Origin of the sequence: Pseudomonas khavaziana, from assembly GCF_036704165.1 — a bacterium.
Lineage (GTDB): Bacteria > Pseudomonadota > Gammaproteobacteria > Pseudomonadales > Pseudomonadaceae > Aquipseudomonas > Aquipseudomonas khavaziana.
This window is the reverse complement of the sequence record NZ_CP129946.1, coordinates 4,212,309-4,234,248: the sequence shown is the minus strand read 5'-3', so window position 1 is coordinate 4,234,248 and position 21,940 is coordinate 4,212,309. Positions and strand designations below refer to the sequence as shown.

19 protein-coding genes are annotated in these 21,940 nt (G+C 62.3%); 11 read left to right on the top strand and 8 right to left on the bottom strand.

Annotated features, from left to right (window positions below; translation table 11 throughout):
- The first annotated feature begins 379 nt into the window (after positions 1-379).
- The 6 genes from QYQ93_RS18640 to QYQ93_RS18615 all read left to right on the top strand — a co-directional run bounded on the left by QYQ93_RS18640 (position 380) and on the right by QYQ93_RS18615 (position 7,445).
- Positions 380-1,300 carry a substrate-binding domain-containing protein gene (locus QYQ93_RS18640; RefSeq protein WP_338475226.1) on the top strand — a complete coding sequence of 307 codons (921 nt, stop codon included), beginning with the start codon at positions 380-382 and terminating at the stop codon, positions 1,298-1,300.
- A gap of 51 nt (positions 1,301-1,351) precedes the next feature.
- Positions 1,352-2,860: a sugar ABC transporter ATP-binding protein gene (locus QYQ93_RS18635; RefSeq protein ID WP_338475225.1), complete on the top strand. Its 1,509-nt coding sequence runs from the start codon at positions 1,352-1,354 to the stop codon at positions 2,858-2,860.
- On the top strand, positions 2,826-3,818 hold the full coding sequence (locus QYQ93_RS18630) for an ABC transporter permease (protein WP_043048785.1): 993 nt from the start codon (positions 2,826-2,828) through the stop codon (positions 3,816-3,818). The genes QYQ93_RS18635 and QYQ93_RS18630 overlap by 35 nt, the downstream gene beginning before the upstream one ends.
- 27 nt (positions 3,819-3,845) lie before the next feature.
- Positions 3,846-4,937: an alcohol dehydrogenase catalytic domain-containing protein gene (locus QYQ93_RS18625; RefSeq protein ID WP_043048784.1), complete on the top strand. Its 1,092-nt coding sequence runs from the start codon at positions 3,846-3,848 to the stop codon at positions 4,935-4,937.
- Between the two features lie 4 nt (positions 4,938-4,941).
- The gene (locus QYQ93_RS18620) at positions 4,942-6,474 is read left to right on the top strand and encodes an FGGY-family carbohydrate kinase (protein ID WP_338475224.1); all 1,533 of its coding nucleotides are present in this window, start codon (positions 4,942-4,944) and stop codon (positions 6,472-6,474) included.
- 245 nt (positions 6,475-6,719) lie between these two features.
- On the top strand, positions 6,720-7,445 hold the full coding sequence (locus QYQ93_RS18615; protein WP_043048781.1) for an SDR family oxidoreductase: 726 nt from the start codon (positions 6,720-6,722) through the stop codon (positions 7,443-7,445).
- On the opposite strand, the gene QYQ93_RS18610 is transcribed toward QYQ93_RS18615, so the two are convergent.
- Together QYQ93_RS18610 and QYQ93_RS18605 are read right to left on the bottom strand one after the other, a co-directional pair.
- Positions 7,442-8,446, bottom strand: coding sequence for a LacI family DNA-binding transcriptional regulator (locus tag QYQ93_RS18610; protein WP_338475223.1), 1,005 nt, complete (start codon positions 8,444-8,446; stop codon positions 7,442-7,444). The two genes, QYQ93_RS18615 and QYQ93_RS18610, sit on opposite strands and share 4 nt — an antisense overlap.
- A 58-nt stretch (positions 8,447-8,504) precedes the next feature.
- The gene (locus QYQ93_RS18605; RefSeq protein ID WP_043048778.1) at positions 8,505-9,368 is read right to left on the bottom strand and encodes a LysR family transcriptional regulator; all 864 of its coding nucleotides are present in this window, start codon (positions 9,366-9,368) and stop codon (positions 8,505-8,507) included.
- Positions 9,369-9,680: 312 nt separating this feature from the next.
- On the opposite strand from QYQ93_RS18605, the gene QYQ93_RS18600 reads away from it, so the two are divergent.
- Positions 9,681-10,133, top strand: a complete 453-nt coding sequence (locus tag QYQ93_RS18600; protein WP_338475222.1) for a hypothetical protein — start codon at positions 9,681-9,683, stop codon at positions 10,131-10,133.
- An 89-nt stretch (positions 10,134-10,222) separates the two neighbouring features.
- Here QYQ93_RS18600 and QYQ93_RS18595 read toward each other — a convergent pair whose 3' ends face one another.
- The 4 genes from QYQ93_RS18595 to QYQ93_RS18580 form a co-directional block, all read right to left on the bottom strand.
- Positions 10,223-10,969 carry an alpha/beta hydrolase gene (locus tag QYQ93_RS18595; protein ID WP_043048775.1) on the bottom strand — a complete coding sequence of 249 codons (747 nt, stop codon included), beginning with the start codon at positions 10,967-10,969 and terminating at the stop codon, positions 10,223-10,225.
- Positions 10,970-11,075: 106 nt separating this feature from the next.
- Positions 11,076-12,488 (bottom strand): efflux transporter outer membrane subunit, encoded by a 1,413-nt coding sequence (locus QYQ93_RS18590; protein ID WP_338475221.1) that lies wholly within the window; start codon positions 12,486-12,488, stop codon positions 11,076-11,078.
- Complete coding sequence (locus tag QYQ93_RS18585) at positions 12,481-14,451, bottom strand: MacB family efflux pump subunit (RefSeq protein ID WP_043048796.1); 1,971 nt, start codon at positions 14,449-14,451, stop codon at positions 12,481-12,483. The genes QYQ93_RS18590 and QYQ93_RS18585 overlap by 8 nt, the downstream gene beginning before the upstream one ends.
- 1 nt (position 14,452) lies before the next feature.
- Positions 14,453-15,622, bottom strand: coding sequence for an efflux RND transporter periplasmic adaptor subunit (locus tag QYQ93_RS18580; protein ID WP_043048773.1), 1,170 nt, complete (start codon positions 15,620-15,622; stop codon positions 14,453-14,455).
- 255 nt (positions 15,623-15,877) lie between these two features.
- Here QYQ93_RS18580 and QYQ93_RS18575 point away from each other — a divergent pair, with 255 nt between their 5' ends.
- The 4 genes from QYQ93_RS18575 to QYQ93_RS18560 all read left to right on the top strand — a co-directional run bounded on the left by QYQ93_RS18575 (position 15,878) and on the right by QYQ93_RS18560 (position 20,092).
- Positions 15,878-16,360 carry a sigma-70 family RNA polymerase sigma factor gene (locus QYQ93_RS18575; protein WP_043048772.1) on the top strand — a complete coding sequence of 161 codons (483 nt, stop codon included), beginning with the start codon at positions 15,878-15,880 and terminating at the stop codon, positions 16,358-16,360.
- Between the two features lie 121 nt (positions 16,361-16,481).
- Positions 16,482-17,819, top strand: a complete 1,338-nt coding sequence (locus QYQ93_RS18570; protein WP_338475220.1) for a lysine N(6)-hydroxylase/L-ornithine N(5)-oxygenase family protein — start codon at positions 16,482-16,484, stop codon at positions 17,817-17,819.
- A 174-nt stretch (positions 17,820-17,993) separates the two neighbouring features.
- The gene (locus QYQ93_RS18565; RefSeq protein WP_043048769.1) at positions 17,994-19,214 is read left to right on the top strand and encodes a putative DNA modification/repair radical SAM protein; all 1,221 of its coding nucleotides are present in this window, start codon (positions 17,994-17,996) and stop codon (positions 19,212-19,214) included.
- Positions 19,211-20,092 (top strand): TIGR03915 family putative DNA repair protein, encoded by an 882-nt coding sequence (locus QYQ93_RS18560; RefSeq protein WP_338475219.1) that lies wholly within the window; start codon positions 19,211-19,213, stop codon positions 20,090-20,092. The genes QYQ93_RS18565 and QYQ93_RS18560 overlap by 4 nt, the downstream gene beginning before the upstream one ends.
- Before the next feature lie 512 nt (positions 20,093-20,604).
- Here the strand turns inward: QYQ93_RS18560 and QYQ93_RS18555 are convergent.
- Together QYQ93_RS18555 and QYQ93_RS18550 are read right to left on the bottom strand one after the other, a co-directional pair.
- A complete protein-coding gene (locus QYQ93_RS18555; protein WP_043048767.1) occupies positions 20,605-21,102 on the bottom strand; it encodes an Lrp/AsnC family transcriptional regulator in 498 nt (165 codons plus the stop codon).
- Positions 21,103-21,106: 4 nt separating this feature from the next.
- Entirely contained in the window at positions 21,107-21,937 is an 831-nt protein-coding gene (locus QYQ93_RS18550) for an ABC transporter ATP-binding protein (RefSeq protein ID WP_338475218.1), read from the bottom strand.
- Between the last annotated feature and the right edge of the window lie 3 nt (positions 21,938-21,940).

Sequence of the window (21,940 nt, the reverse complement as noted above, 5' to 3'; positions counted from 1 at the left end):
CCGCCACGCGCCATCCATGGCGCGGGGCGGCTAAACCGGCATCCCTGCCGGTTTACCCCCCAAATCCCTGTCGAATTCCGGCCAGCGTGGTTTGACGGGGCGCCTGAGATCAAAAGCAGATCAAGATCAAGAGCGGCTCGCTGCGCATCGTGGTTACCGTTGGCTGCTACTCAGTTGTGTAAATACCCATGCCCCGATGATGGAATGTCAGTGATACATCAGTGGCTGACCCACCGCTACCGGGAGCAAGCCCCCTCCCACATTTTGATCGAGACCGACCAGTGGAGGCTTGCGCAGGTCCGATTTACTTGTTAGCTTCTGGTAAAATGTTAACGATAACATTTGCTCTAAAAATAAAAACAAAACAGAGACCCACGCCATGAAAATGCTCTCGAAGACCCTGTGTTTACTGGCTGCCGGCATCACCCTCGGCACTCAGGCATTTGCCGCCACCTCACCTGCGCCCATTCGCATCGGCGCCTCGTTCCAGGAAATCAACAACCCCTATTTCGTCACCATGAAAAACGCCCTGGAAGAAGCCGGCGCGACCATCGGTGCAAAGCTCATCATTACCGACGCCCGTCACGACGTGTCCAAGCAGGTCAGTGACGTCGAAGACATGCTGCAAAAAGGCATCGATATCCTGCTGATCAACCCTACCGATTCGGTCGGTGTGCAATCGGCCGTGAAGTCGGCCCATGCCGCGGGCGTCGTGGTGGTGGCGGTGGACGCCCAGGCGGACGGCCCGCTGGATTCGTTCGTCGGCTCGAAGAACTTCGATGCTGGCTTCCAGGCGTGTGAATACCTGGCGAAAAACATCGGTGACAAAGGCAATATCGCCATCCTCGACGGCATTGCCGTGGTGCCGATCCTCGAACGTGTGCGCGGTTGCAAAGAGGCGGTGGCCAAGCACCCGGGCATCAAGATCGTCAGCATCCAGAATGGTAAGCAGGAACGTGACCAGGCGCTGACCGTCACCGAAAACATGTTGCAGGCCCAACCCACCCTCGAGGGTATTTTCAGCGTCAATGACAACGGCTCCCTCGGTGCACTCTCGGCCATCGAAGCCAGCGGCATGGATGTGAAGCTGGTCAGCGTCGATGGCGCGCCGGAAGCGATCAAGGCGATCCAGAAGCCCGGCAGCCATTTCATCGCCACCTCGGCCCAATACCCCCGTGACCAGATCCGCTTGGCTTTGGGTATTGCCCTGGCCAAGAAGTGGGGCTCGCAAGTACCCGCCACCATTCCGGTGGACATCACCCTGATCGACCAGGCCAAGGCCAAGGATTTCAGCTGGTAAACCCCTCAAGCCCCACGCTCGCCGTGGGGCCCTGAACGCGAGGTCGGCGGTATGAGCAGTCTTCTGAAGCTGGAAAACATCTGTAAGCGGTACCCGGGCGTGCAGGCCCTCAAGTCGATCAACCTGCAAGTGGAGCGCGGTGAAATCCACGCCTTACTCGGCGAAAACGGCGCGGGAAAATCCACCCTGATGAAGATCCTCGGCGGTGTCGAGCATCAGGACGAAGGGCAGATCCTCATCGACGGCCAGCCCCGGCAATTTGCGACCTACCGTGACGCGATTGCCGCCGGTATCGGTATCGTGTTCCAGGAATTCAGCCTGATTCCCTACCTCACGGCCGTGGAAAACATCTTCCTCGGCCATGAGTTGAGCAACCGTTTCGGCCTGTTGCGCAGGCGCGAAATGGCCGCGGCGGCGCAGGCGTTGTTTCAACGCCTTGGGGTGAGTATCGACCTGCATTGCGCGGTCAAACACCTGAGCGTGGCCGAGCAGCAGTTCGTCGAAATCGCCAAGGCTCTGGCTCTGGATGCGCGCCTGTTGGTACTCGACGAACCCACCGCAACCCTGACCCCCAGCGAAGCCGAGCTGCTGTTCGAGATCATGCGCGAACTCAAGCGCCAGGGCGTGGCGGTGATTTTTATCTCGCACCATCTGGAAGAGATTTTCCAGGTGTGCGATCGCATCAGCGTGTTGCGCGACGGCGGCAATGTGGGCGTTACCGATGTGGCCGACAGCGATATCGACCGCCTGGTGGAAATGATGGTGGGGCGGCGCCTGGCATGCAGCTTCCCGCCCAAGCCCACCGGCGAGCGCGGTCCGCTGTTGCTGGAGGTCAAGGACATCCAGTTGGTACGCAACGGCCCGCATAACAGTTTCCAACTACACAAGGGCGAGATCCTCGGCTTCGCCGGGCTGGTGGGCTCGGGCCGCACCGAACTGGCCTTGGGCATGATGGGCGCGCTGCCGTCGGTGAGCAAGGACGTGTGGCTGCGCGGCGAAAAAATCAGCCTCAATGACCCGGCCGAGGCACTCGCCCATGGTATCGGCCTGCTGCCGGAAAGCCGCAAGAGCGAAGGGCTGATCACCGATTTCAGCATTCGCGAAAACATTTCCCTGAACAACCTGCCCAAGTACCAGAACGCCAGCGGGCTGATCGACACGGCCAAGGAATGCGCCAGCGTCGAAGCGCTGATGCGCCAGCTGTCGATCAAGGCGCCCAGCGGCGAAAGCCGGGTGCTCAACCTCAGCGGCGGCAACCAGCAAAAAGTCGTGATCGCGCGCTGGATCAATCACCACTGCGACGTGCTGGTGTTCGATGAACCCACACGTGGCATCGACGTCGGCGCCAAGGCGCAGATCTACGCCTTGATGCGCAGCCTCACCGAACAGGGCTACGCCATCATCATGATTTCTTCCGAACTGCCCGAAGTCATCGGCATGTGCGACCGCGTCGCCGTGTTCCACAAGGGCGCGATCGTCAAGCTGCTGGAAGCGTCCGCCGTCAATCCTCAAGAGGTCATGCGCCATGCAACAGGGGGCTCAAGTGAATACGTCCATTAACACCGCAGGCACCAGCCGCTTGCGCCTGAACCTGGCGCGGCTGCTGCGCTCGCCGGCGTTTTATCCGTTTGTGGGGCTGGTGGTGGTGACCCTGGTGATGATCCTTGCCAGCGACACGTTTCTCACCGCCAGCAACCTGTCCAACATCGCCCGCCAGGTGTCGATCAACGCGATTATCGCGGTGGGCATGACCTGCGTGATTCTTACCGGTGGCATCGATTTGTCGGTGGGGCCGGTGATGGCGCTGTCCGGCACCTTGACTGCCGGGCTGATGGTCGCGGGTGTGCCTCCCGGCCTGGCGATTGGCGCCGGGTTGCTGGTGGGCGTGGCGTTCGGCATCGGTAACGGCTTGTTCGTGGCTTACCTGCACATGCCGCCGATCATCGTCACCCTGGCGACCATGGGCATCGCCCGTGGGTTCGGGCTGATGTACACCGACGGTTACCCGATTTCCGGGTTGCCGGAGTGGTTCGCCTTTTTCGGGCGCGGCAGCGTGTTCGGTATGCAGGTGCCGATCCTGGTCATGCTGCTCACTTACCTGGCCGCCTATGTGCTGCTGCAACACACGCGTATCGGCCGCTACATCTACGCCATCGGCGGCAATGAAGAAGCGGTGCGTTTGTCCGGGGTGCGCGCAGCGCGCTTCAAGCTGCTGGTGTATGGCATCAGCGGCTTCACCGCGGCGATTGCCGGGCTGGTGCTCACCTCGCGCCTGATGAGCGGCCAGCCGAATGCCGGCGTGTCGTTCGAGCTGGATGCAATTGCCGCCGTGGTGCTTGGCGGCGCATCGATTGCCGGCGGACGCGGGGTGATCGTCGGCACCTTGCTCGGCGCCATGCTGCTGGGCGTATTGAACAACGGCTTGAACATGCTCGGCGTGTCGCCTTACGTGCAGAGCGTGATCAAGGGCGGGATCATTTTGCTGGCGATCTTTATCAGCCGTCAGCGTCATCGATAAATACCTCACTACACAGGACCGAACACCATGGACAAGCACACCCATATGCAAGCCGTCGTCTGCCACGGCCCGAAAGACTACCGCCTGGAACGCATCGGCAAGCCCCAGGCCCGCGCCAATGAATTGGTGATCCGCATCGCCGCCTGTGGCATCTGCGCCAGCGACTGCAAGTGCCACTCGGGCGCGGCGATGTTCTGGGGCGGTGACAACCCCTGGGTCAAGGCGCCGGTGGTGCCGGGCCATGAATTTTTCGGCTACGTGGTGGAAGCGGGCGAGGGCGCCGAGGAACACTTCGAGGTCAAGGTCGGTGACAAGGTCATCGCCGAACAGATCGTGCCCTGTGGCAAGTGCCGCTTCTGCAAATCGGGCAAATACTGGATGTGCGAAGTGCACAACATCTTCGGCTTCCAGCGCGAAGTGGCCGAAGGCGGCATGGCCCAGTACATGCGCATTCCCAAGACGGCCATCGTGCACAGGATTCCCGAGGCAGTGTCTTTGGAGGATTCGGCGCTGGTGGAGCCCATGGCCTGCTCGATCCATACCGTTAACCGTGGCGATATCCAGCTCGACGACGTGGTGGTGATTGCCGGCGCGGGCACCCTCGGCCTGTGCATGGTCCAGGTGGCGGCGCTGAAGACCCCGAAAAAACTGGTGGTGATCGACATGGTCGACGAGCGCCTGGAACTGGCGAAAAAATTCGGCGCCGATGTGGTGATCAACCCGGCCCGTGACAACGCTCGCGAAATCATCAATGGCCTCACTGACAACTACGGCTGTGACGTCTATATCGAAACCACCGGCGTACCGGCCGGCGTCACCCAGGGCCTGGACCTGATCCGCAAGCTCGGGCGGTTTGTCGAGTTCAGCGTGTTCGGCGCCGAGACCAGCGTCGACTGGTCGATCATCGGCGACCGCAAGGAACTCGACGTGCGTGGCGCGCACCTTGGGCCGTATTGCTACCCGATTGCCATCGACCTGTTCGAACGCGGCCTGGTCACCTCCAAAGGCATTGTCACCCATGATTTCCCGCTGGACGATTTCGCCGAAGCCTTCGAACTGGCCAACTCGACCAAGTCGATCAAGGTGCTGTTGAAGCCGGTGCTGCCCGCCCATGAGTAACGGCATGCACTACGTCATGGGTGTCGACATCGGCACCCAGAGCACCAAGGCGCTGTTGGTGGATGCCCAGGGCACGATCATCGCCCAGCACAGCCAGGGTTATCGGGTGGATACCCCGAAAGTGCGCTGGGCCGAGCAATGGCCGCAGGTGTGGCTGGATGCAGTCGAGGCGTGCGTGGCCCAGTGCATGGCCAAGGCTGGCGTGCCGGCGCAGCAGGTCAAGGCGCTGTGCATCAGCAGCCTGTACGGCGGTTCGGGGATTGCCGTGGATGCGCAGATGACGCCGCTGCACCCGTGCCTGATCTGGATGGATCGCCGCGCCGGCGAACAGGTCGAGTGGGTGCGTGAGCACGTGGACCTGGACCGGCTGTTTGCGCTGACCGGCAACTCGGTGGACAGCTACTACGGTTTCACCAAGATGCTCTGGCTCAAGCAGCATCAGCCGCAGGTGTGGGCGAATACCCGCTACCTGTTGCCGCCCAACAGCTATATCAACTGGTGCCTGACCGGTGAGCTGGCGGTGGACCACAGCAGCGCCGGCAATATCGGCGGTGTGTATGACGTGGCCGAGCGCGGCTGGTCCGAGGAGATGCTCGCGGCGCTGGAGATTCCCTTGGCCATGATGCCCGAGCGCCTGTTGTATTCCGGCGAGGTGGTGGGTGGGCTGTTGCCGCACTGGGCGGCCCGCCTGGGTTTGCAGGCGGGCATGCCGATTCTCGCGGGCGGCGTGGACGCGGCCATGGCGACCCTGGCCGCAGGCGTGACCCAGCCGGGTAATCATGTGGCGATGATTGGCACCAGCATGTGCTGGGGTTACCTCAACCAGCAGGTGGATGCCCGCCATGGCTTGGTCAGCATGCCCCACGTCTACAACGGCCATCGCGACCTGTACATCTTCGGCGGCGCGATCACCGCGGGGGCCTCGGTCAGCTGGTTTCGCGAGCAGTTCTGCCAGGCCGAAGAGCAACAGGCCCAGGCGTCGGGGCAAGACAGCCTGGTGCTGCTGGAGCAGAGCGCGACGAAGATCCCCGCGGGCAGCGAAGGCCTGTTGTTCCTGCCGTATCTGATGGGTGAGCGCAGCCCGGTGTGGGACGACCGCGCCAGCGGCAGTTTTGTCGGGCTCAACCTGTATCACAGCCGTATCCACCTGTACCGCGCAGTGCTGGAAGGGGTGAGTTTTGCCCTGCGCCACAATATCGAAGCAGGCACCCAGGGCGCACATTCACTGGATCCGCGCCTGATTGTAGTGGGCGGGGCGAGCCATTCTGACCTGTGGATGCAGATTATCGCGGATGTCACGCGCTACCCCGTCTACACCATTGTCCAGGAGGTTGAAGCGGCCCTGGGCGCGGCGTTATTGGCGGCGCATACGGTGGGGTTGGTGAGTGATGAGGCGATGGATACAGGCTGGGTGCAACTGCAGCAACGGGCGCAGCCCAAGCGCGAGAATGTCGCGGTCTACGACCAAGGGTTTGCCGAGTACCTGAAGCTATACCCGGCCCTGAAACCGATCATGCACAACCTGCAAGCTACCTGACTCAATACAGAAAAAAATGTGAGAGGGGGCAAGCCCTAATGCCAGTCAGTTAAGGCTTTTTTTGTAGGAGCGAGCTTGCTCGCGAGAAACTTACAGGCGCCGCGTTCATTCAGCAAACACGCGTTATCGTTGACGTTTTTCGCGAGCCAGCTCGCTCCTACAGAAGGCGATGACCGCTTAACTGATTGGCATTTGGGCAAGCCCCCTCCCACAGTGGATCTTCATTGTTCTTGAGATTTTTATCTATGAACGCAGTCTTCAACTTCACCCACCACCGCATCCTCGTCACCGGCGCCAGCAGCGGTATCGGCCGGGAAATCGCGCGGCAGTTGATTGCCAACGGCGCCGAAGTCTTTGCCCTCGGCCGCGACGCCCAAGCCTTGGCCCAACTGGGCTGCCACTCCCTGTGTGTGGACATCGCCGACAGCGCGGCCCTCGATAAAGTGCTGCAAGACCTGCCGCCCCTGCACGGCCTGGTCAATTGCGCCGGCATTTCGCGCCTGGAGCCCGCCGCTGCCATCAGCGCAGACGCCTTCGACCAGGTGATGAACGTCAACGCCCGCGCCGCCGCCCAGGTGGCCAGCCGTGTCGCGGCCAAGATGATCGCGGCGAACATCGCCGGCAGTATCGTCAACGTTTCCAGCCAGGCGTCGTTGGTGGCGCTGGATGACCATCTCGGCTACTGCGCCTCCAAGGCGGCCCTGGATGCGATCACCCGCGTGCAGTGCGCCGAATGGGGCCGTTTTGGCATCCGCGTCAACAGCGTCAACCCCACCGTGACGCTGACGCCGATGGCAAGCATGGCCTGGTCCGACCCGGCCAAGCGCGACCCGGCGCTGGCGGCGATTCCCTTGGGGCGTTTTGCGCAACCGGCGGAAGTGGCGTTGCCGGTGCTGTTCCTGCTGAGCGATGCGGCGAGCATGATCAGCGGCGTGAGCTTGCCTATCGACGGTGGCTACACCAGCCGCTAACCGTTTTCCAACTGACCGGCGATCACAACCTTGTCCCGTGGCTTGTAGGGATCTTCCAACCGGTCGAGCAGCAGGCGTACCGCGCTGCTGCCGGCCAGGGAGGCGTCGTGGGCCACGCAGGCGATGGGCACGCCAAAGATATCGGCGAAGGGCAGGCGGTCGATACCGCAGATGGTCAGGCTGTCGTGGGAGATGTTGTGCATGCGCAATGCGCGCAGGGCTCCGAGGGTGATCAACTGGTTGAAACCCATGATCGCATCCGGCGCCGAGTGGCTGGCCAGGTAGTCGAGGGTGTGCAAATACGCCGGCATCAAGGTGTAGTCGCCGGCCTGCACCTCGACCTGAATGTGCGGGTGTTCGGCCAGCACTTCGCGCAGGCCCTTAAGGCGTTCTACCGTGATTCGCGAATGTTCCGGGCCGGTCAGCACCAGCAGGCGCTTGAAGTTCGGGGTCTGGCGCAGCAGGTGGTGTGCGGCCTGCAGGCCGCTGTGGTAGTTGTCCAGCACCACGCGGCTGAACGGGCTGTCGTGGAGGGTGCGATCAAGCAGCACCACCGGGGTCTTGCCGTTGCCCAGGCGTTCCAGGTAATCGGGCTGGTAGCTCGGCTCATCGGAGACCGGCGACAGGATGATCCCCGCCACGCGGTAGCCCAGCAGGGTATCCACCGCTTTGCTCTCGAGTTCCTCCAGCTCATCGGTGTCCACCAGCATGATGGTGTAGCCGTGCTTTTTCGCCTCGCGGGAAATCGCCTTGATCATCTCGCTGTAGAACGGGTTGTCCACCGACGCGGTAATCACCCCGATGATCAGGCTCTCACTGCGCTTGAGTCCACGGGCGAAGGCGTTGGGCACATAGTCCAGCTCCCGCGCTACCTCCAGGATGCGCGCCAGGGTGGCGGGTTTGACCAGGTCGGGTTTGCTCAGCGCCCGGGACACCGTGATAGTGGTCATGCCGACGCGTTTGGCGATGTCGCTGATGGTGACGGACTTTTTCTTGTTCATCGGTAAGGCTGCAAAAGGACACACCCGCAGGCTAGCATGCGCGGCGGCATCCGGTGCTTCAAATCAGCGGATCCCAGCGTTGCGACCAGTCACTTTCAGCCTTGACCACTTCGCGCAGCAGCGCCAATGCCTGTTGCAGCACCGCCGAGTCCCGCGCCCGTGAATAAACCAGGTAGGTGGGGAAGCTGAATTCCGGTGCCTTGGCCACCCGCTGCATCACGCCGCTGTCCAGATAGCTCTGCACCACTCGCGTGCGGAAATAGCCGGCACCGCCATTTTCCAGGATGTACTGCAACGCCAGCGGCCCGAGGTTGAAGCTCAACGCGGCGCGGGCCTTGTCGGGCAGGGCGGCGTCATGTTGCTGGCGAAAACCCTGGCCCCAGTCGATATACACGTAGGGCTCTGGTTTGCTCGCCAGCTGTACCAGGATCAGTTTTTCTTCCAGCACCTGCTCCACCTGTAAGCCTGGCCAATACTGAGGCTGAAACACCAGGGCGGCGTCCAGCACGCCCAACTCGAGTTGGCGCAGCAGGTACTCGCCCTCACGGATTTCAGTACGTAGCGCATGGCCGGGAATCTGCTGGCGCAGGGCCTGGGCCCAGCCGAGCATCAACGGGTTGCACAGGCTTACCTCACCGCCGATATGCAGCATATTGCGATAGCCATCGGGCAACGGCAGATCACGGCGTGCGGCCTCCCAGGTTTGCAGCAGCTGGTTGGCGTACACCACAAAGGCTTCCCCATCGGCGGTCAGGCGCGCACCGGCACGGTTGCGGATAAACAGCGTGCTGCCCAGCTGGCTCTCCAGGTTCTTCACCCGGGCGGTGATGGCGGTCTGGGTGACGTGCAGCTTCTCGGCCGCTGCGGCCAGGCTGCCGCAGCGCGTGATTTCCAGAAAGGTGCGTGCCAATTCGATATCCATGAAGCCCCCGGGGATGAATGGGGGACATTGTAGAGGCAGGTGGATTGGAATGCGTTCAAAAAGGTGGGGGGCGCTCCACTTGCCCTCGATGGCGGCCTGGCAGCCAACCAGGATGTTGGATCAGTCACCTGCACGGGCGCCAGCATAGCCGAGCTGCTGCGCGGTGAGGTTAGGCCTACCATAAGGTACCTGTCAGTTCTGACAGTAGACGGTTCTTTTTTCTCGCGTTTGAATGACCGGAAGAGTGGTTGAGGTGCCGTCCAATCGCTTGTTGAAACTAAACCCCCCGATACCGAATACAAGGAATTTAGTATGAGCGGTTCAAGCGTTATCAATGATGTTTCAATTTTCTCTCCTGCCCCGTTGCACGGTTGGTTCTCTACCTCAGGGGTGCACGCTATCCGAGCAGATAATCCGGATGGGTTGGACTCATACTTCAGTGCGCCGATCATTGACTCTTCGGCAGACCTGAGGAAAGTATTCCCGCAGGCATTTGGAACTGAGGAAGTGCAGGTGAAGTTAGTCATGCGCCTGCCCCAGGGTGTCAACGTGTCAAGTATTGTTGTTACCGCTATTGGCGATACCGGTGGTGGGGTTTCGATCCCCGCGCCAGACGCTGACGGTGAATGGCACACCGAGGTTGCTCGGTGGACACCACAAAAACCTGGCCGTACGCAAATTTTGATTTTATTTCGTGATGCTTCTTCCCCGAGCGAATATCTGGGTGTGGATATCAAGTCAATTACGGTTGAGGCAAAAAAATGAGGGGGCTTGGTGTTCTCACATCGGGAAGCATTTGGCGTTTGCGGCGTAGCGCGCGAGTCTTCGGTGGCAGGAGGTCGTAAATGTGCTGATCAACGCCAGGCGCCGAGGTCAAGGCAACGGGCGGACGGCGGTGGTAGTTTGCCGAAGGCCAGGAAGTCCCCCAGCCAGCGGCTGACACAGCCGTCGGCATTCGACTCCTTGAGCAAGAGTTGCTCGACACCGATGGCCATAGGTTCGCCAGGCGCGGCATTGATCAATACCATGCGCGCCACGCGCTCGGGAAACAGCGCGCCGTAGCGGCTGCCGAGGCGGGTGGCGGTGTCGTTTCCCAGGTAGTTGAGACGTGCTTCGCCGAGTTGCCCGCGTACGAATTCCATGTCTCGTGCGGCTTGCTCGACCGCATTCATCTGCCGCAGGTCGCGGGCGCTCAGTTCGATGACGTCATAACGGTCGACCAGTGTTCGATAGGCGCGGGTGGCAAGGGATTCCCAGCGGCTGGCCAGATGCAGGGCGAAAGGCGCTTCCCTGGCTGATGAAGGCTTACCGGCCTGGATGAACACAACACCTTCTCGGTTGAGCGGTTGCCTTGCGCCGACGCGGGTCACGCTCAGGCGTATGTGGCCGCGCTCGGGGGCGGCATGATCGCGGGGCACGCTGACCAGGCCGCATTGGGTACGTCCGACTACCTCGGGGTCCAGGCGCGCGGTCGTGGGAAGGGGGCAGTCCAGCAGCCAGTTGATCGCCGTAGGGGCAATCAAGGGCTCTGCCAGCGCCAGGTTGGCTGTCAGCCAGCAACCGATGCAGGCCAGGCTTTTTAGGAAAACGCTGGGTTTCATCAAGAGGTCCAGGGCAGCCGTGTGATAACGGCTTTTTTACCAAGGACCTCGAGTTGGAAAATGTAAGGTGAAGAAACAACTCGTGTATGAAATAAGAGTTTGTTTATCAGCTTTCGGTGTTCCACCCCCCCCCTAATGCCTTGTACAGGGCGATGCCGGCCTGCAAGCGCGAGAGGCGCAATTGCACATTCAAGTCTTGGGCGGCGTACAGGGTGCGTTGGGTCTCCAGCACCGTGAGCAAGCCCTCGGCCCCGGCCTCATAGCGGCTTTGCGCGATCTGGAAGGCCGCCTGCGCGTGTTGCAGCTCTTGGCTCTGCCATTGGCGTTGCTGGTCCAGGCGGGTGATGCTGCTGAGGGCTTTCTCTACATCGGCAAAGCCGTTGATGATCGCTGCGCGGTAGGTTTGCAGCAGCTCATCCTGGCGCGCGCGAGCCTTGTCGCGCTCTGCGCTTAAACGGCCGTTGTTGAAGATGGGGGCGACCAGGCCGGCGGTCAGGGTGTAGTAGGGGCTGCGCAGGATTTGCCCTGCCTTGTAGGCGTCGGAGCCGAGCGTGGCGCCGAGGGTCACGGCGGGCAGCATGGCGGCACGGGCCACGCTGACATCCGCCTGGGCAGCGGCCAGTTCGGCTTCGGCCTTGGCCAGGTCGGGCCGGCGGCTCAGCAGTTGGCTCGGTACGCCCGGGCCTATGGCTGGCCAGGTGAGCGTCTGGAAGGCTTCACTGCCCAGGTCGAGGGCCTGCACCGGCTGGCCGAGGAGGGCGGCGAGGGTGATCCGCGCTTCTTCGGCCAGCTGTTGGATCAGCGGCAATTGCCGTTGCTGGCCGGCCACCAGGCTTTTCTGCTGGGCCAGCTCCAGGGCGGTGGCAGAGCCTGCGTCATAGCGGGTCTGTACCAGGTCGAGGACGTTGCGCGCATTGGCCAGGTTGAGTTCGGCAATCTGTTGGCGCTGGCTTGCGGCGAGGGTTTGCGCATAGCGGTCGGCCACATTGCTGAGTAAGGTCAGCTCCACAGTGGCCTGGTCCGACTCACTGGCGCGCAGGCTGTAGAGTGCGCTGTCGCGGGCGGCAGCGCGGCCACCCCAGAAGTCCACTTCATAGCTGGCGCTGAAGTTGGCGCCGAAATTATTCACCGTTTCGTCGCTTTGCGAGGCGTCCAGGTCCGGCCCGCCCTGGCCGCGCAGCAGCCTCTGGTGACTGCTGGCGAGGTTGAATTTCACCTCCGGCAACAGCGGCGCGCCGGCGATCACTGCCGTGGCCTGGGCCTGCCGCACCCGGGCCATGGCGGCAGCCACGTCGAAACTGTCGCGCCGGGCCTGCTCGATCAGGCGGTTCAGCGCCGGGCTGCCAAACTGCATCCACCAGCGCTGGTTGGTGGCCTGGGTCGCCGCGCGTTCGGCGTATTGCCAGGCGGCGGGCGGGGCAATGCCGCTGTCGAGTGTGGGCGGGTTGCCGGTACAGGCACTGAGCAACAGGCACAGGCTGAACGCTGACAGCTGCGCGGGAATGGATCGATTATTCACTGGTCAACGCCTTAACCGGATCGAGCCGGGCAGCTTTACGGGCCGGCATAAAGCCGAATACGACGCCGGTGACCAGTGCACAGCCAAATGCGCCGAACACGGCCACCAGGGAAAACTGTACCGCCACTTCGGCCAGCACCAGCACGCCGCCGACCAGCAACGCCAGGGCGATACCGAACAGGCCGCCGACCACCGAGAGCATCACCGCCTCGGTGAGAAATTGGCGCAGGATGTCGCGCTGCCGCGCGCCGGTGGCCATGCGAATGCCGATTTCGCGGGTGCGCTCACGCACGGTCATCAGCATGATGTTCATCACGCCGATACCGCCTACCAGCAAGGAAATCGCGGCAATCGAGCCGAGCATCAACGACAGTGAGTTCTGGGTCCGCGCTTCGGCCTGGATCATCGCGGCGTTGTTGGTCAGCTCGTAGTCGCGCTTGCCGTTGTGCAGCTTCAACATCAGCTGGTCGATCGCCACTTCGGCTTCATGCACGTTGCGCGCATCGGTGGTGCCAATCACCACGTATTCGGGGTTATAGCTGCCGAACAGGCGAACACTGGCGGCGCTATAGGGAATGGCGATACGGTCGTCACTGTCCTTGTCGCCGGAGCTTGCGCCTTTTTCCGCGAGCACGCCGATCACCTGGAACGGCACATTCTCGATCAGAATGTACTGGCCGATCGGGTTGGGCACGTCCTTGAACAGTTTCTGACGGATGCGCGCACCGATCACTGCGACCGTGGCGGCAGCCTGTTCGTCGGCCTCGGTGAAGTAGCTGCCCTCGACCACCGGCCAGTTGAAGAGGTGCGGGAAGTTGGTGTCGTTGCCACCCACGTAGGCCATGTAGTCGACATTGGCGAAGCGCACGCCGGCTTCGGCGCCGTTGACCGGCATGATGCGCTTGACCTGGGGCAACGCAGCCAGGGCCTCGACATCCTTGAGGGTCACGATACCCGATGGCGTACGCGGGTTGGGCGAAGAACCGCTGAGGTAGATGATATTGGAGCCGAACGCGCCCATCTGCGCCATGACCTGGCGCTTGCTGCCTTCGCCCACTGCCAGCATCACCACCACCGACGCCACGCCGATGATGATCCCCAGCAAGGTCAGGGCGGTGCGGAAGCGGTTGACCCACATCACTCGCCAGGCGGCTTGCACCGCGTCCAGCAACTCGGCCTTCCATGCACCGTTGTGCTCGGCGCCGTCGGCCAGCCGCTGGCGCAGGTCCACGGCATGCAGGGCGCCGGCCGCCAGGGCTGGCTTGACCGTGCAGGTGTCGGCCGAGTCGCTGATGATCTGGCCGTCGCGGATCTCGATGATACGGTTGGCCCGCGCCGCCACTTCGCGGTCGTGGGTGATCAGGATGACCACATGGCCCTGGCCCGCCAGTTCGTCGAGCAGGGTCATGACCTCGGCGCCGCTGTGGCTGTCGAGGGCGCCGGTGGGTTCGTCGGCGAGGATGATATGGCCGCCGTTCATCAGGGCACGGGCGATGGATACCCGTTGCTGTTGCCCACCGGAAAGCTGGTGCGGGCGATTGCCGGTGCGTTCAGCCAGCCCCAGGCGGGTGAGCAGGGCATTGGCGCGGGCCTGCCGTTGGGCAGCGCTGATGCCGGCATAGATCGCCGGCATTTCGACGTTTTCCTGGGCTGAGCCTGAGGGAATCAAATGGTAGCCCTGGAACACAAACCCGAAGGCTTCACGGCGCAGCCAGGCCAACTCGTCGCTGCCCAGATGGGCGACGTTTTCCCCGGCGAACAGGTAGTCGCCTTCCGTCGGGCGGTCGAGGCAGCCAAGGATATTCATCAGCGTCGACTTGCCGGAACCGGAGGCACCGACAATGGCGACGAATTCCCCGGCATGGATCGCCAGGTCGATGCCGCGCAACACGTCGACCTGCGGGCTGTCGCCGCCGCCGTAGGATTTGCAGATGTGCTTGAGTTCGATCAGCGGCGTGGCCACGTCAACCCCCACTGCTGTCGGACGGGCCGATCAGCAGGTGATCGCCCTCATTGAGACCCTCGAGCACCTCGATGCGCAGGCGGTCGCTGATACCCAGGCGTACTTTGCGCTCCTCGATGGCGCCGTTTTTCGCCACGACCCGGGCGATTTGGGTGTCTGCGCCGGGCGTGCCCTGCAGGGCGGCGACAGGCACGGTCAGGGTGTCCTTGACTTGGCCGGCGACGAAAAATACCTGGGTGGTCATTTCCGCCATCAGCGCGTTATCGGCGTTGTCCACGTCCAGCAGCACGGTGTACAGCACCACTCGGCCGGTCCCGCTCTTGCCGGAGCTGCTCGGGCTGCCGCTGCCCTGGGTTTCGTTCAGGGGCTTGGGCGGGATCGGCAGGATCTGGCGCACGGTGCTGGCCCAGCGCCGGCTGCCGCCGCTCAACGTGGTGAAATACGCGCGCATGCCGGGTTTGACGTGGCCGATATCGGCTTCGGAGACTTCGGCCCATACGGTCATCGGCGACAGCTTGGCGATGCGCAGGATCAGCGGGGTTTGCTGTTGTGCGTTGAGGGTCTGGCCGACCCGCGCATCCACGGCCACCACGGTGCCGGTCATCGGTGCATAGATGCGCGTGTAACCCAATTCGGCCTCATCGCTGCGCAGGCTGGCCCGGGCCTGGCGGATCTGGGCCTGGAACATGTCGACCCGGGCCTGGGTCGCGCTGAGTTCGGCCTGGGCGGTCTGCACATCTTCTTCGCGAGTGGCATTACCGGCGCTCAGGCGCTGCTGGCGCTGATACTTCTGGCGGGCCAACGCGTGCTGGGCTTTTTGCTCCTGCAATTGGGCCTCGAGGTTTTCGATGGCGTAGCGGCTGGCGTCGAGCTTGGCTTGTTGCGTCGAGGGGTCGATCTCCACCAGCAACTGGCCTTCCTTGACCTGGTCGCCGGCCTCGACATGGATCTTGCGGATCTGCCCGGAGGCCTGGGCGCCGACATCCACATACCGTCGCGGTTGCAGGGTGCCCAGGGCGGTGACGCTGTTTTCGATATCGCCACGGGTCACGGTGACGGTCGCCAGGGCGTCGCGGCCCGGTGCCAGGCCCTGCCAGGTGGCGAACGCAACGATGGGAATCAGGCACGCTACCGCTAGCAGGGCGCGTCGGGCAGGTCGAGGGCGTTTCATGGGTAGGTTCCAGCCAGGAAAGATCGGGGCGCAGTTGCGCAAAGCTGACAGTTAAACGAGAAAAAGCCCCGGGGATTTAGGCTGTTACACACGCAGAAACAGGTCTGCGGAGAAAAAAAACCTGCGTTGATGCAAGACTTCTTTAAAAGTAGATGAGAATTACTATAAATTGCACGCACTCAAACTGCCATCATCGATGGGCTCGTTCCTGCACGGACGGGCATCGTCAGTACCACGGCCATGGGGCCAGGAGTCATGTTGGAAAACTACTATCGCGAGCTGGTGTGTTTCCTCAACGCCAAGCTGGGCAACCGTCAGGTGGCCGAAGATGTGGTGCATGACGCTTATGTGCGGGTGCTGGAGCGCGCCAGCGATACCCCGATCGAGCAGCCCCGTGCGTTTCTTTATCGCACGGCCTTGAACCTGGTGATTGACGGCCATCGACGCAATGCCCTGCGTCAGTGCGAACCCCTTGAGGTGCTGGACAGCGAAGAACGTTTCGCCCCTTGTTCGCCCCACACCAGCCACGACCAGCGCCAACGCCTGGAGATGCTCGAACGCGCCCTGGCCGAGTTGCCGGCCGCCTGTCGCGACAGCTTCCTGCTGCGCAAGCTCGAAGGCTTGTCCCACCTGCAGATCGCCGCGCGCCTGGGCATTTCCCGCAGTCTGGTGGAAAAACACATCGTCAACGCGATGAAGCATTGCCGGGTGCGCATGCGCGAGTGGGAAGCGCACTGATCAGCTGTTGGTTAAATTTTATTTCACTGTCCTCGTTTCCTATCAACACACGGCCGGTTGTTCAGGCCATGAAAGGTATTCCCGCCCCCACCGCCAAGGGGCTTATCCAGAGGACACTGGAATGACACAGGTAATTGCTTCGCCCGAGGTTCATGACCTGATCGGGATAGGTTTCGGCCCCTCGAACCTGGCGCTGGCCATCGCCCTGCAGGAACGTGAAAAAGCCCAGGGCAAGCTGGACGTGCTGTTTCTCGACAAGCAAGCCGACTACCGCTGGCACGGCAACACCCTGGTGACCCAGAGTGAACTGCAGATTTCCTTCCTCAAGGATCTGGTAACCCTGCGCAATCCCACCAGCCCATATTCCTTCGTCAATTACCTCAAGGCCCATGACCGCCTGGTGGACTTCATCAACATGGGCACCTTCTATCCGTGCCGGATGGAGTACAACGACTACCTGCGCTGGGTTGCGGGACAGTTCCAGGCACAAGCCAGCTACGGTGAGGAAGTGCTGGCCATCGAGCCGATCCTGCACCAGCAGCAGGTCGAGGCGTTGCGGGTGATCTCCCGCGATGCCCAGGGCGAGCAGCATGTGCGCACCACCCGCTCGGTAGTGGTCAGCGCCGGCGGCACGCCGCGGATTCCCGAGGCGTTCAAGGCGCTCAAGGACGATACCCGCGTGTTCCACCATTCCCACTACCTGGAACGCATGGCCAGCCAGCCCTGCGTGAACGGCAGGGCCATGCGCATTGCGGTGATCGGCGGCGGCCAGAGCGCGGCTGAAGCGTTTATCGACCTCAATGACAGCTTCCCGTCGGTGCAGGTCGATATGATCCTGCGCGGCTCGGCACTCAAGCCGGCCGATGACAGCCCGTTCGTCAACGAAGTGTTTTCGCCGGCCTTCACCGACCTGGTGTTCCAGCAAGTCGGTGCAGAGCGCGAGCGCCTGGTTGCCGAGTACCGCAATACCAACTATTCGGTGGTGGACCTGGACCTCATCGAGCGCATCTACGGGATTTTCTACCGCCAGAAAGTCTCCGGCATCGCCCGCCAGGCATTCCGCACCATGACCGTGGTGGAGAAAGCTACCGCCGGCCCGCTGGGCGTCGAACTGGTGCTGCGCAACAACGCCACCGGCGAAACCAGCCTCAACCATTACGACGCGGTGATCCTGGCCACCGGCTACGAGCGCCAGATGCACCGCGAATTGTTGGCGCCGCTGCAGGCCTATATGGGCGATTTCGAAGTGGCCCGCGACTACCGCATCGTCACCGACGAGCGCTGCAAGGCCGGCATCTACATCCAGGGCTTCAGCCAGGCCAGCCATGGCTTGAGCGATACCTTGCTGTCGGTGCTGCCGATTCGCGCCGATGAGATTGCCGCGTCGTTGTATGAGAACGATCGAAACCATGACAAGGGCCGTTCGGTGCAGGACCTGCTGCTGGCCACCGCCAGCTGAGCGGCCCCTCTGTAGGAGCGAGCTTGCTCGCGAAGAACGTCAACGATAACGCGTCCTGTCTGGATTAACGCGGCGCTCTTGCGGTCTTCGCGAGCAAGCTCGCTCCTACAGACGGCACTTGTGACAATGTGTGGCTATTGATACTGTACAAAAAACCAGTATCGGTAGCCCGCCATGCAGTTGATCGAAAAACTCAGCATCCTCGCCGATGCCGCCAAGTACGACGCGTCCTGCGCCAGCAGTGGCGCGCCCAAGCGCAGTTCCGAGGGCAAGGCGGGGCTGGGTTCCACCGATGGCATGGGCATCTGTCACAGCTACACACCCGACGGGCGCTGCGTGTCGTTGCTCAAGGTGTTGCTCACCAACTTCTGCCTGTACGACTGCCAATACTGCGTCAATCGCCGTTCCAGCGACGTGCCTCGTGCGCGTTTCAGCCCGGAAGAGGTGGTGACCCTGACCCTGGATTTCTACAAGCGCAACTGCGTCAGCGGGCTGTTCCTCAGTTCCGGCATCATCCGTTCGGCCGACTACACCATGGAGCAACTGGTGCGGGTGGCCAAGCTGCTGCGCGAAGAGCATGACTTTCGTGGCTATATCCACCTCAAGACCATCCCCGAGGCCGACCCGGCGCTGATCGCCGAGGCCGGGCGCTATGCCGACCGCCTCAGCGTCAATATCGAACTGCCCACCGACGCCAGCCTGCAAACCCTGGCGCCGGAGAAACAGATCGTCTCGATCAAGCAGGCCATGCAGACCATCTACACCGGCGAGCAGACGGTGCTGAACGAACCCCGTGCCCCGCGTTTCGCCCCGGCCGGGCAGAGCACGCAGATGATCGTTGGCGCCGACGACACCGATGACAGCACCATCCTCCACGGTGCCGAGGCGTTGTATGGCAATTTCAAGCTGCGCCGCGTGTATTACTCGGCGTTCAGCCCCATCCCCAACAGCCCGAAAAGCGTACCCTTGGCCGCGCCGCCGCTGATGCGCGAACACCGCTTGTACCAGGCCGATTTCCTCCTGCGCAGCTACGGTTTCAGCGCCAACGAACTGTTTACAGGCCCCGGCCACCTGGCCCTGGACATCGACCCCAAGCTGGCCTGGGCCCTTGAGCACCGAGAGGTGTTCCCGCTGGACCTGAACCGCGCCGAGCCGACCCTGATTGCGCGTATTCCCGGCATCGGCCTGCGCACCACCCAGCGCCTGGTGGACCTGCGCCGCGAACGCAAGATCCGCTTCGAAGACCTCGCACGCATGCGCTGCGTGCTGGCCAAGGCCAAGCCGTTTTTCATCACCAGCGACTACCACCCGCAACAGGCCGACAGCACCAGTGTGTTGTTGCGCGAGCAATTGCGCGACCGCCCGCAGCCACAACAGATGGGGTTGTGGGGATGATCAGCCTGGAATGCGACAACCTGTTCAGCACTTGGCGCGAACAGGCGCGCTGGCTGCTCAGCCATCAGGTCGACCCCAGCCAGGTGAGTTGGGGCGAGGTGCAGGCGGCAGACCTGTTCGCCACTGATGAGCCGATCCCGCCAGGGCTGGGGCCGTTCCAGGCACGGATTCCCAAGACGTTGCTGGAACTGCTGGAGTCGGCCGCCTGTTACCACGGCGATCAGCGTTGGAGCCTGTTGTACGAAGTGCTGTGGCGGGTCAGCCATGGAGATCGCACCGCGATGCTGGCGGGGGACAAGTTGGGCAGCGAGTTGCAGCGGCGCATCAAGCAGGTCAGCCGGGAAGCCCACCACTTGCACGCGTTTGTGCGCTTCATCGCGCTGCCGGCCGAGGCAGGGCCGGAACTGCCGGAGTACGTGGCCTGGCATGAACCGGCCCACGACATTCTCAAAAGCGCCAGCCAGCATTTCATCGGGCGCATGGGCTGCCATCGCTGGATGATCGCCACACCCCTGGACGGGGTTTATTACGACGGCGAGCAACTGATTCATCAGCGCAGGTGCCCCGAGGCCTGGCAGCTACTGGCACAGAATGTCGAAGATCCCCACAGCGCCATGTGGCTGACCTACTACAGCCACATCTTCAACCCGGCGCGGTTGAACCCCAAGGTGATGGAGGGGCACTTGCCCAGCCGATTCTGGAAGAATCTGCCGGAGGGCAGGTTGATTCCCGGGTTGATCAGCGAGGCGCGCACGGGCAAGCAGAAGGATGGGCAGGCGAAGTGGGTGGGGGCCAAGCCAGGCAAAAGAATTGCAAACCCGATCAATGTGGGAGCTGGCTTGCCTGCGATAGCGGTCGAGCAGCCAGATGTGGGGTGACTGATGCACCGCTATCGCACATAGGCATCTACACAACGCTGTAGCGCCCAAAGGTAACCACGATGCGAAGCGAGTCGCTCTTGATCTGCTTTTGATCTTGATCTTAGGCGCCCCGTTAAACCACGCTGGCCGGAATTCAACAGGGATTTGGGGGGTAAACCGGCAGGGATGCCGGTTTAGCCGCCCCGCGCCATGGATGGCGCGTGGCGGCGGCCCCCAAATCACTGGCGGATTACGGGCACACCGAGCCAAAGCGAGGTGCCGAGTGGTGGGGCAAGAGCCCTTTTGGTTACTTTTGGGGCTCTTTTCCAAAAGTGACCCGCTGTCAGAGCGGAACCCTAAGTGGCCGTTACCGCAGCAATGGATATGTACACAATCCAACTGTGTCGCCTGTCAGGCCGCCTTCGCGAGCAAGCCCGCTCCCACAGTTTGATCGCAAGGTGTCAGGTAGATAGATGTCGGCTGTCAGGCCGCCATCGCAGGCAAGCCAGCTCCCACACAAGCCAGCTGGATCAGGCCAGTTCAGTGGCAGTGTTCTTGACTACTGCCAACTCCGGATGCGCCACCAACTTATCAATGTGCAACTCATCATTATTCAACCAGGTCTCGGTCAGCACCCGGTAATGTTCCATGTCCCGGCAGCGCATGCGCAGGCTGTAGTCGAATGGCCCGCTGATCAGTTGGCATTCGAACACCTGCGGGCAGGCCTTCACACAGGCTTCGAAGGCCTTTTGCGCCGAACGCCCGCTCTGGTTGGACAAGGCCACCAGCACCAGCAGCGACAGCCCCGGCGAGACCATCTGCACGTCGATGATCGCTCCATACCCACGGATCACCCCGCGTCGCTCCAGCTTGCGCACCCGCTCCAGGCAGGGCCTTGGGGTGAGGTGCACCAGCGATGAGAGCCTTTCGTAGGTGATACGCCCCTGGTGCCGCAGCACGTCGATGATTGCCTCGTCGATGCGATCCAGCGCAGGGGAAGAATGGGGTCCGTTGGCCTTGGTATCCATGGGTTCACTTCAAACGGTTGGAAAGAAATTGCTGCAAGCGTTCGCTGTTGGGATGGTCGAGGATCTCGGCGCCGCCGTGTTCCTCGACCCGACCCTGATGCAAGAACAGCACTTGGCTGGACACCTGGCGGGCAAAGCCCATTTCGTGGGTGACCATCAGCATGGTACGACCTTCCTCGGCCAACGTCTGTATGACTTTGAGGACTTCTCCTACAAGTTCTGGGTCGAGGGCAGAGGTCGGCTCATCGAACAGGATGATCTCCGGCTCCATTGCCAACGCCCGGGCAATCGCCACGCGCTGCTGCTGGCCACCGGACAGGAACGCCGGGTATTGGTCCGCCACGCGGCTTGGCAGGCCAACCTTGTCCAGGTACAGGCGTGCGCGTTTTTCCGCCTCGGCGGCGCTCACGTCCAGCACCCGGCGCGGGGCCATGGTGATGTTTTCCAGCACGGTCATGTGGCTCCACAGGTTGAAGTGCTGGAACACCATGGCCAGGCGCGTGCGCAGGTTTTGCAGTTGCGCCTGATGCGGCGCGCGGCTGCCGGCGCGGCCTGGCTGCATCTGGATGCTGATGCCATCCAGGGTGATCACCCCGGCGTCCGGCTGTTCGAGAAAGTTGATGCAACGCAGCATGGTGCTCTTGCCCGAGCCGCTGGCGCCGATCAGGCTGATCACATCGCCCTGGCGCGCATTGAGGGATACGCCCTTGAGCACTTCATGTTCGCCGTAGCGTTTATGGATGCCTTCGACTTGCAGCTTGATCGCGGCAGTTGCAGCGTTGGTCACGGGTACATCCACCGGATAAGTGGCCAGGGCCTGCGCGGACTGATTCATGGG

Coding starts and splice junctions, on each gene's coding strand:
- QYQ93_RS18640 (WP_338475226.1), top strand. CDS start 380: ATGAAAATGCTCTCGAAGACCCTGTGTTTACTGGCTGCCGGCATCACC.
- QYQ93_RS18570 (WP_338475220.1), top strand. CDS start 16,482: ATGACACAGGTAATTGCTTCGCCCGAGGTTCATGACCTGATCGGGATA.
- QYQ93_RS18550 (WP_338475218.1), bottom strand. CDS start 21,937: ATGAATCAGTCCGCGCAGGCCCTGGCCACTTATCCGGTGGATGTACCC.
- QYQ93_RS18555 (WP_043048767.1), bottom strand. CDS start 21,102: ATGGATACCAAGGCCAACGGACCCCATTCTTCCCCTGCGCTGGATCGC.
- QYQ93_RS18625 (WP_043048784.1), top strand. CDS start 3,846: ATGGACAAGCACACCCATATGCAAGCCGTCGTCTGCCACGGCCCGAAA.
- QYQ93_RS18605 (WP_043048778.1), bottom strand. CDS start 9,368: ATGGATATCGAATTGGCACGCACCTTTCTGGAAATCACGCGCTGCGGC.
- QYQ93_RS18600 (WP_338475222.1), top strand. CDS start 9,681: ATGAGCGGTTCAAGCGTTATCAATGATGTTTCAATTTTCTCTCCTGCC.
- QYQ93_RS18560 (WP_338475219.1), top strand. CDS start 19,211: ATGATCAGCCTGGAATGCGACAACCTGTTCAGCACTTGGCGCGAACAG.
- QYQ93_RS18580 (WP_043048773.1), bottom strand. CDS start 15,622: ATGAAACGCCCTCGACCTGCCCGACGCGCCCTGCTAGCGGTAGCGTGC.
- QYQ93_RS18610 (WP_338475223.1), bottom strand. CDS start 8,446: ATGAACAAGAAAAAGTCCGTCACCATCAGCGACATCGCCAAACGCGTC.
- QYQ93_RS18635 (WP_338475225.1), top strand. CDS start 1,352: ATGAGCAGTCTTCTGAAGCTGGAAAACATCTGTAAGCGGTACCCGGGC.
- QYQ93_RS18575 (WP_043048772.1), top strand. CDS start 15,878: ATGTTGGAAAACTACTATCGCGAGCTGGTGTGTTTCCTCAACGCCAAG.
- QYQ93_RS18595 (WP_043048775.1), bottom strand. CDS start 10,969: ATGAAACCCAGCGTTTTCCTAAAAAGCCTGGCCTGCATCGGTTGCTGG.
- QYQ93_RS18565 (WP_043048769.1), top strand. CDS start 17,994: ATGCAGTTGATCGAAAAACTCAGCATCCTCGCCGATGCCGCCAAGTAC.
- QYQ93_RS18615 (WP_043048781.1), top strand. CDS start 6,720: ATGAACGCAGTCTTCAACTTCACCCACCACCGCATCCTCGTCACCGGC.
- QYQ93_RS18630 (WP_043048785.1), top strand. CDS start 2,826: ATGCAACAGGGGGCTCAAGTGAATACGTCCATTAACACCGCAGGCACC.
- QYQ93_RS18620 (WP_338475224.1), top strand. CDS start 4,942: ATGCACTACGTCATGGGTGTCGACATCGGCACCCAGAGCACCAAGGCG.